The organism is Streptomyces sp. WAC06614 (assembly GCF_003949795.1).
Taxonomy (GTDB): Bacteria; Actinomycetota; Actinomycetes; order Streptomycetales; family Streptomycetaceae; genus Streptomyces.
In genome coordinates this window covers 1-10,153 of sequence record NZ_RPRY01000257.1, presented here as the reverse complement: position 1 = coordinate 10,153, position 10,153 = coordinate 1, and the positions used below count along the sequence as shown (strand labels likewise).

1 protein-coding gene is annotated in these 10,153 nt (G+C 75.2%); it reads left to right on the top strand.

Annotated features, from left to right (window positions below; genetic code table 11):
- A partial coding sequence (locus EF918_RS26690) for a non-ribosomal peptide synthetase (RefSeq protein ID WP_125651328.1) occupies positions 1 to 10,153 on the top strand: 10,153 nt, incomplete at both ends.

The window sequence follows — 10,153 nt, the reverse complement described above, 5'->3', positions numbered from 1 at the left end:
ACGCCCTGCCCGACAACGGCATCGGCTACGGCCTGCTGCGCCACACCGGCACGCACCCCGAGGCCGCGGCCGCCCTGGCCGCACTGCCCGCCCCGCAGATCGGCTTCAACTACCTCGGCCGTTTCGAGGCCACCACCGGTGAGGGGACGGGCGCCGACTGGGCCCTGCGCTCCGACGCCGACCTCGGCGACGGCCGCGAACCCGGCATGCGCCTGACCCACGTCCTCGACCTCAACGCCGTCACCCAGGACCACGCCGACGGCCCCCGGCTCGTCGCCGACTGGTCCTGGCCCGGCGCCCTGTTCACCGAGGACGAGGTCCGCTCCCTGGCCGAAGGCTGGTTCGAGGCCCTGCGTTCCCTGGCCGCGCACGCCGCGACCGAGGACGCCGGCGGCCTGACCCCGTCGGACCTGCGTCCGCTGGTGTCGGTCACCCAGGAGCAGATCGAGGCGCTGGAGGCCGACCACGGTCCCCTCGCCGACGTACTGCCGCTCTCGCCGCTCCAGCAGGGCCTGTTCTTCCACGCCGTCTACGACACCGAGGGCGAGGACGTCTACACCGTCCAGCTCGCCCTCGACATCGAAGGTCCGCTGCGCCCGCGTTCGCTGAGCGCCGCCGCCGAGGCCCTGCTGGCCCGCCACCCGGCGCTGCGCGCCGCCTTCCGCAACGACGGCGGCCTCACCGCCCCCGTCCAGGTGATCCCGGCCCGGGTCGAGCTGCCCTGGACCGAGATCGACCTCACCGGCCTGCCCGAGGACGAGCGGGACGCCGCCGTGCACGCCTGGACGACCGAGGACCGGGCCACGCGCTTCGACCCGGCCGTCGCCCCGCTGCTGCGCTTCGCGCTGCTGCGCACCGGGGCCGAACGGCACCGGCTGGTCCTGACCAACCACCACATCCTGCTCGACGGCTGGTCCATGCCCGTCCTCGTCAAGGAACTGCTGACCCTGTACGGGCGTTCCGGCGACGGCAGCGACCTGCCCCGCGTCACCCCGCACCGCGACTACCTGACCTGGCTCGCCGGGCAGGACCGGAGCGCCGCCGAGGCCGCCTGGCACGAGGTCCTCGACGGGCTGACCGAGCCCACCCTCGTCGCACCCGCGGGGCGCGACGGCAGCCCCGCCGCACCCGACCGGGTCACCGTCGACCTGCCGGCCGAGCTCACCGCGCGGCTCACCGACGCCACCCGGGCCGGCGGGTTCACCCTCAACACCCTGCTCCAGGCCGCCTGGGCGATGGTCCTCGGCCAGCTCACCGGCCGCACCGACGTGGTCTTCGGCGGCACCGTCTCCGGCCGTCCGCCGCAGGTCCCGGGCATCGAGTCGATGGTCGGCCTGTTCATCAACACCCTGCCGGTCCGGGTCGCCCTCGACCCGGCCGAGCCGCTCGGCACCCTCCTGGACCGCCTCCAGGCCCAGCAGGCCGGCCTGATGGACCACCAGTACCTCGGTCTGACCGACCTCCAGCAGACCACCGGCCTGGGCGAACTCTTCGACACCCTCGTGGTCCTGGAGAACTACCCCCTCGACGCCGACGTCCTGGAGATCGGCGGCGGCCTGCGGATCACCGGCCTGGAGGGCCATGACGCCACCCACTACCCGCTGATCCTCACCGCGGTCCCCGGCGAGCGCCTCCACCTCCGCCTGGACTTCCGTACCGACCTGTTCGACGCGCCGGCCGCCCACGCCCTCGTGGACCGGCTGACCGGTGTCCTGCACGACGCACCCGGCCTGCTGGCCACCCCCGTCGGCCGGATCCCGCTGCTCGCCGACGCCGAGCGGACCCGGCTGCTCGTCGAGTTCAACGACACGACGCCGGACGTGGCCCCCACCGACCGGGCCGTCACCGCCCTGTTCGCCGACATGGTCGCCTGGGCGCCGGCCACCGAGGCCGTGGTGTCCGACGAGGGCACCCTCTCGTACTGGGACCTCGACGCCCGCGCCAACCGCCTCGCCCACCGCCTGATCGCCGCGGGCGTGCGCCCGGAGGACCGGGTCGCGCTCCTGATGGAGCGCTCACCCGACCTCGTCGCCGCCCTCCTCGGCGTCCTCAAGGCAGGCGGCGCGTACGTCCCGCTCGACCCGCGCTTCCCCCAGGCCCGGATGCGGCACATCCTCGCCGAGACCGGCGCCACCGTCCTCGTCGCCGACTCGGCCGCCGCGGCCGAGGCCGTCACGGGCGGCGCCGCCGCCGACGGCACCGGACTCGTCGTCATCGAGGCCGGCCCGGCGCTCGTGGACGGCCCGGCGCACGACCCGGCCGTGCCCGTCCACCCGGACCAGCTCGCGTACGTGATGTTCACCTCCGGCTCCACCGGCCTGCCCAAGGGCGTCGGGGTCACCCACCGCGACATCGTGGCCCTCGCCGAGGACCGCCGCTTCACGTCCGGGCACGAGCGGGTGCTGCTGCACTCGCCCACCGCCTTCGACGCCTCCACCTACGAACTGTGGGTGCCGCTGCTCGGCGGCGGCCAGGTCGTCGTCGCGCCCGCCGGGGACCTCGACGCCGTCCGGCTGCGCGAGACCGTGACCCGCCACGGGGTGAGCGCCCTGTGGCTGACGGCCGGCCTGTTCCGGCTGATCGCCGAGGACGGTCCGGGCTGCCTCTCCAGGGTCAGCCAGGTGTGGACCGGCGGTGACGTCGTGCCCGCCGGCGCGGTCCGCCGCGTCCTTGAGGCCTGCCCCGGCCTGACCGTCGTGGACGGCTACGGGCCCACCGAGACCACCACCTTCGCCACCACCCACCGCGTCCTGTCGGCCACCGACGTCAGCGACAGCGTGCCCATCGGCCGCCCGCTGGACGGCATGCGCGCCTACGTCCTCGACCCGGCGCTGCGCCCCGTCCCGCAGGGCGTCGCCGGCGAGCTGTACCTCGCCGGATCCGGTCTGGCCCGCGGTTACGTCGGCCGGCCCGGCCTGACCGCCGAGCGGTTCACCGCCGACCCCTACGGCCCCGCCGGCTCCCGCATGTACCGCACCGGTGACCTGGCCCGCTGGAACGCCGACGGCCACATCGACTACCTCGGCCGCACCGACGACCAGGTCAAGGTGCGCGGCTTCCGCATCGAACTCGGCGAGATCGAGGCCGTGCTCGCCCGGCACCCGGCCGTCGCCCAGGCCGCCGTGGTCGTCCGCGAGGACACCCCCGGCGACCAGCGGATCGTCGCCTACACCGTGCCCGCGCCGGGCACCCCGGCGTCCCCCGCCGAGCTGCGCGAGCACGCCGCCGACGGGCTGCCCGCCTTCATGGTGCCCTCCGCGTACGTGTCCCTGGACACGCTGCCGCTGACCGGCAACGGCAAGGTCGACCGGAGGGCGCTGCCCGCCCCCGGCCTCGCCGAGGGCTCGGGCGGCCGGGCGCCGCGGACCCCGCAGGAGGAGATCCTCGCCGGACTGTTCGCCTCGGTCCTCGGTCTGCCGGCCGTCTCCGTCGACGACAGCTTCTTCGACCTCGGCGGTCACTCCCTGCTCGCCACCCGTCTCGTCAGCCGGATCCGCCCGGTCTTCGGCGTCGAACTGGCCGTGCGCACCCTGTTCGAGGCCCCGACCGTCGCCGCCCTCGCGGCCCGGATCGCGGGCGCCGGTCAGGCCCGTACGGCGCTGACCGCGCGGCCGCGGCCCGAGGAGGTCCCGCTCTCGCCCGCGCAGCGCCGGCTGTGGTTCCTCAACCGTCTGGAAGGCCCCAACGCCTCCTACAACCTGCCGCTGGTGCTCCGCCTCGACGGCGAGCTCGACCCGGCCGTGCTGCGCGCCGCCCTCGGCGACGTCACCGACCGGCACGAGAGCCTGCGGACCGTCTTCCCCGAACTGGACGGCCGACCACGCCAGTGGGTCCTGCCGGCCGGGGTGTCCGCACCCGCCCTGCCCGTCGTCGACCTGGCCGACGGCGACGTCGACTCGGCCGTCGCCGACGCGGTCGGCGAGGGCTTCGACCTGACCTCCCAGCCTCCGCTGCGGGCCCGGCTGCTGCGGCTGTCGCCCACCGAGCACGTCCTGGTCGTCGTCCTGCACCACATCGCCGGCGACGGCTGGTCGCTGGCCCCGTTCGCCCGCGACCTCGGCCTCGCCCACGACGCCCGGCGCCGCGGTCAGGCACCGGCCTGGGAGCCGCTGCCGGTCCAGTACGCCGACTACACCCTGTGGCAGCGCGAGGTCCTCGGCGACGAGTCCGACCCCGACAGCCCGCTCGCCCGCCAGATCGACCACTGGCGCACCACCCTGGCCGGGCTGCCGGAGGAACTGGCCCTGCCCACCGACCGGCCCCGCCCCGCCGAGGCCAGCTACCGCGGCGAGTCCGCCCCGTTGACCGTCCCCGCCGAGGTGCACGAGCGGATCACCGCCGTCGCCCGCGCCCACAACGCCAGCGTCTTCATGGTCGTCCAGGCCGCGCTCGCCGCCCTGCTGGGCCGGCTCGGCGCCGGCGAGGACATCCCCCTGGGAAGCGTCATCGCCGGCCGCACCGACGAGGCCCTCGACGACCTGGTGGGCTTCTTCGTCAACACCCTCGTGCTGCGCACCGACCTGTCCGGCGACCCCACCTTCGCCGAACTCCTCGGCCGGGTCCGCGAGGGCGACCTCGCCGCGTACGCCCACCAGGACGTGCCGTTCGAGCGGCTGGTCGAGGTGCTCAACCCGGTCCGCTCGCTGGCCCGCCACCCCCTGTTCCAGGTGATGCTGGCCTTCCAGAACAACGCGGAGGCCACCCTCGACCTCGACGGCCTGCGCGCCACCGCCCTGCCGGTGCGCCTGGAGGCCGCCAAGTTCGACCTGCTGTTCTCGCTGGAGGAGACCTTCACGGCCGACGGCGGTCCCGCCGGGCTGCGCGGCGTCGTCGAGTACGCCGCCGACCTGTTCGACCGCACCACCGCCGAGACCATCGGCGCCCGCCTGACCCGTCTGCTGGACGCCGTCACCGCCGACCCGGACCTGCGGGTCTGCGCCGTCGACGTCCTCACCGACACCGAACGCGCCCAGGTCCTGCACGCGTGGAACGACACCGGCCGCGAGGTCGCCGACGCCACCGTGCCGGAGCTGTTCCGCGCCCAGGCCGCCCGTACCCCGCACGCCCCGGCGGTCCTGCACGCGGGCCGTGAGCTGTCCTACGGGGAACTCGACGCCCGCGCCAACCGGCTCGCCCGGCTGCTGATCGCCGAGGGAGCCGGCCCCGAGCGGTTCGTCGCGCTGACCCTGCCGCGCACCGCCGAGATGATCGTCGCGCTGCTGGCCGTACTGAAGTCCGGCGCCGCCTACCTGCCCGTCGACCCCGGCTACCCGGCCGACCGCATCGCGTACATGCTGGACGACGCCCGTCCGGCGCTCGTGGTCACCACCGCCGAGGCCGCGACCGTCCTGCCCCCGGGCGTGCGCACCCTGCTCCTGGACGACGAGGCGGTGCGTGAGCGCCTGGCCGCGCAGGACGACACGGACGTGACCGACGCCGAGCGGATCCGTCCCCTCGACGTGCGCCACCCCGCCTACGTCATCTACACCTCCGGCTCCACCGGCCGGCCCAAGGGCGTGGTCGTCGCCCACCGCAACGTGGCCGACTTCGCCTCCTGGGCGGCGTCCGCCATCGGCGCCGAACGGCTCTCCGACGTCCTCGCCGCGACCTCGCTCAACTTCGACGTCTCCGTCTTCGAGATGTTCGGCCCGCTCCTGACCGGCGGCCGCATCGAGATCGTCCGCGATGTCCTCGCGCTGCTGGAAGCGGCCCCCGGCCGCCACTACAGCCTGGTCAGCGCCGTCCCCTCGGCGCTCGCCCACACCCTCGCGCAGTCCGACACCCCCCGCTTCGCCGCCGACCTGGTCGTCCTGGCCGGCGAGGGCCTGTCCGCGCACACCGCCGACGCCATCCGCGCGGCCGTGCCCGGCGCGGCCCTGGCCAACATCTACGGCCCCACCGAGGCCACCGTCTACGCCACCGCCTGGTACGACGAGGCGGGCCGCGGCCGCGACGGGCGGACCCCGCCCATCGGCCGGCCCCGCCAGAACACCCGGGCCCTCGTCCTCGACGAGCGCCTGCGCCCGGTGCCGCCCGGCGTCGCCGGTGAGCTCTACCTCGCCGGCTCCGGTCTGGCCCGCGGCTACCTGAACCGGCCCGGCCTGACCGCCGAGCGGTTCGTCGCCGACCCCTACGGCCCCGCCGGCTCGCGCATGTACCGCACCGGTGACCTGGTCCGCTGGGACGCCGACGGCCAGATCGAGTACCTGGGCCGTACCGACTTCCAGGTCAAGGTGCGCGGCTTCCGCATCGAGCTCGGCGAGATCGAGGCGGTCCTGGCCCGGCACCCCGCGGTGGGCCAGGTGGCCGTGGTCGTCCGTGAGGACACCCCCGGCGACCAGCGCATCGTCGCCTACACCGTGCCCGCGGCGCCGGCCGCCGCCGGCACCGACGCGGCGGAGCTGCGCGCCCACGTGGCGGCCGCCCTGCCCGAGTACATGGTCCCGTCCGCCTTCGTCACGCTCGCGGCGCTGCCGCTGAACCCCAACGGCAAGCTCGACCGGCGCGCCCTGCCCGCCCCCGACTTCGGGGCCGCGGCCGGTACCGGACGAGCCCCGCGCACCCCGCAGGAGGAGCAGCTGACCGCGCTCTTCGCCGAGATCCTCGGCGTCGAGCAGGTCTCCATCGACGACAGCTTCTTCGACCTCGGCGGCCACTCCCTGCTCGCCACCCGGGTCGTCAGCCGCGTCCGTACCCTCTTCGGCGCCGAACTCGCCGTCCGCACCCTGTTCGAGGCCCCGACCGTCGCCGCGCTCTGCGAGCGCCTCGGCGGCGAGGGACACGTGCCCGCCCGCCCGGCCCTGGCGGTACGGGTCAGGCCGGAGTCCGTGCCCCTGTCGCCCGCCCAGCGCCGGCTGTGGTTCCTCAACCGTTTCGAGGAGCGCACCGGCACCTACAACCTGCCGCTGGCCGTCCGGCTCACCGGAGCCCTCGACACCGCCGCGCTGACCGCCGCCCTGGGCGACGTCGTGGCCCGCCACGAGGCGCTGCGCACCGTCTTCCCCGACACCGACGGCCGGCCCCGCCAGCAGGTCCTGGCCGCCGACACCGTGCAGCCGGTCCTGCACACCGCCCCGTACACGCAGCAGGCCCTCGCCGAGGCGGCCGCGCGCGACTTCGACCTCGCCGCCGACCTGCCCGTCCGCGCCCACCTGTTCGCGCAGGACACCGCAGAGCACGTCCTGCTGCTGGTCGTGCACCACATCGCCGCCGACGGCTGGTCCATGGCGCCGCTGGCCCGCGACCTCTCCGAGGCGTACGCGGCCCGCTGCGCCGGCCGGGCCCCCGGCTGGGAGCCGCTGCCGGTCCAGTACGCCGACTACACCCTGTGGCGCGAGGAGGTGCTCGGCGACGAGCACACCCCCGGCAGCGAACTGGCCCGCCAGATCGGCTACTGGCAGCGGACGCTGGACCGGCTCCCCGAGGAGCTGGCCCTGCCGACCGACCGCCCGCGTCCCGCGGAGCTGAGCTTCCGCGGCGACACCGTGCCCCTGCACCTGCCCGCCGACGCCCACGCCCGGCTCACCGAACTCGCCCGCGCCACCCGCGCCAGCGTCTTCATGGTCGTCCAGGCGGCGCTGGCGACGCTGCTGCACCGCCTGGGCGCCGGCCACGACGTCCCGATCGGCTCGCCGATCGCGGGCCGTACCGACGAAGCCCTCGACGAACTCGTCGGCTTCTTCGTCAACACCCTGGTGCTGCGCACCGACGTCTCCGGCGACCCCACCTTCCGTGAACTGCTGGAGCGGGTCCGCGAGGCGGACCTGGCCGCCTACGCCCACCAGGACGTGCCCTTCGAGCGGCTGGTCGAGCTGCTCAACCCCGAGCGCTCGCTGGCCCGGCACCCGCTGTTCCAGGTCATGCTGTCCCTGCAGAACAACGCCGCCGCGGCCCTGGACCTCGACGGCCTGACCGCCGAGGTGGAGCAGGTCACCGTCGACGGCGCCAAGTTCGACCTGTCCTTCCAGCTCGCCGAGGAGTTCACCGCCGACGGGGCGAGCGCCGGGATCGGCGGCCGCATCGAGTACGCCACCGACCTGTTCGACCGCGAGACCGTCGCCGACCTCGCCGACCGCTTCACCCGCATCCTGGCGGACCTGGTCACCGACCCCGACCGCCCGCTGTCCGGGCTCGACGTCCTCACCGACGCCGAACGCCGCACGGTGCTGGTCGAGTGGAACGACACGGACCGCCCGGTGCCCGCCGACACCCTGCCCGCCCTCTTCGAACGGCAGGCCGCCGCCACCCCGGACCGGACCGCCCTGGTGGCCGGGCCCGACCGGCTGACCTTCGCCGAGCTCGACGCCCGCGCCAACCGGCTGGCCCACCTGCTCGCCGGACACGGCATCGGCGCCGAGGACTACGTCGCCGTCGCGCTGCCCCGCACCGCCGACCTCGTCGTGGCCGTGCTCGCGGTGGCCAAGGCCGGCGCCGCGTTCGTGCCCGTCGACCCCACCCACCCCGCCGACCGCATCGCCCAGGTGCTCCAGGACGCCGGCACCGCCGCCGTGATCACCACGGCCGGCGCCCGCGACGCGCTGCCCGTGGACCGCGGCGGCATCCGCCTCGACCTGGAGTCGCCCGCCGTCACCCAGGCGCTGCGCAGCCTGCCGGACACCTCCCCGGCCGCCACCGGCCGGGTCCGCCCGCTGGAGGCGCGCCACCCGGCGTACGTCATCCACACCTCCGGCTCCACCGGCCGGCCCAAGGGCGTCGTCGTCCCGCACACCGGCCTGGTGAACCTCTTCCACCACCACTTCGACGAGCTCTACGCGGACGCGATCGCGCAAGCCGGCCGCCCCCTGCGGGTCGCGCTCACCGCCGCCGTCTCCTTCGACGCCTCCCTCGACCCGCTGCTGTGGCTCGTCGCCGGGCACGAACTCCACCTCGTCGACGACGACACCCGTCGCGACGCGCCGGCCCTCGTCGACCACGTCCGGACCCACGGCATCGACTTCATGGAGCTCACCCCGTCCTACGCCGAGCAGCTCCTGGAGGAGGGCCTCGTCCGCGACGAGCGGGCCCGCCCCCGCATCCTCGCCCTCGGCGGCGAGGCCGTGAGCCCCGCCCTGTGGCAGGAGCTCGCGCAGACCCCCGGCGTCACCGGGTACAACCTGTACGGCCCGACCGAGGCCACCGTCGACACCCTCACGGCGCGCACCTCGGACGTCTCCCGGCCGCTGGTCGGCCGGCCCGTCGCCAACGCCCGCACCTACGTCCTGGACGAGCGGCTGCGGCCGGTCGCCCCGGGCGTGGCCGGCGAGCTGTACATCGCCGGCGCCGGCCTGGCCCGCGGTTACCTCGGCCGCGCCGACCTGACCGCGGAGCGCTTCGTGGCGGACCCCTACGGTCCGGCGGGCAGCCGCATGTACCGCACCGGCGACACGGTCCGCTGGACCCGCGACGGACAGCTCGACTACCTGGGCCGCTCCGACGACCAGGTCAAGATCCGCGGTTTCCGGATCGAGCTCGGCGAGATCGAGACGGTCCTCGCCCGCTACGAGGGCGCCGTCCGCTCGGCCGTGGTCGTCCGCGAGGACACCCCGGGCATCAAGCGGCTCGTCGCCTACGTCGTCCCGCGCGACGGCGTCCCCTTCGACGCCGCCGTCGTCCGCTCGCACCTCGCCGCCGCCCTGCCGGACTACATGGTCCCGGCGGCGTTCATGGCCCTGGACTCCCTCCCGCTGACGGCCAACGGCAAGCTGGACCGCAAGCAGCTTCCCGCCCCGGAGTACGTGGGTGCCGGTCGGGGCCGTGCTCCGCGCAACGAGCGGGAGGAGCTGCTGTGCGGTATCTACGCCGAGTTGCTCGGTGTCGCGTCGGTGTCGGTGGAGGACAGCTTCTTCGAGCTGGGTGGCGACAGCATCGTGTCGATCCAGCTCGTCAGCCGCGCACGCCGGGCCGGTCTGGTGTTCACCGCGCGCGAGGTGTTCCAGCACCGCACGCCCGAGGCGCTGGCCGCCGTGGCGCAGTCGGTGTCGGGCGCGCGGGCGGAGGACCCGGGCGCGGGCCTGGGAACCGTGGCCGAGACGCCGATCGTGGGCTGGCTGCGTGAGCTGGGTGGCCCGGTGGACGGGTTCCACCAGGCGATGCTGCTCCAGGCCCCGGCCGATGCCACGTTCGAGGGGCTTCAGGCCGCGGTCCAGGCGCTGCT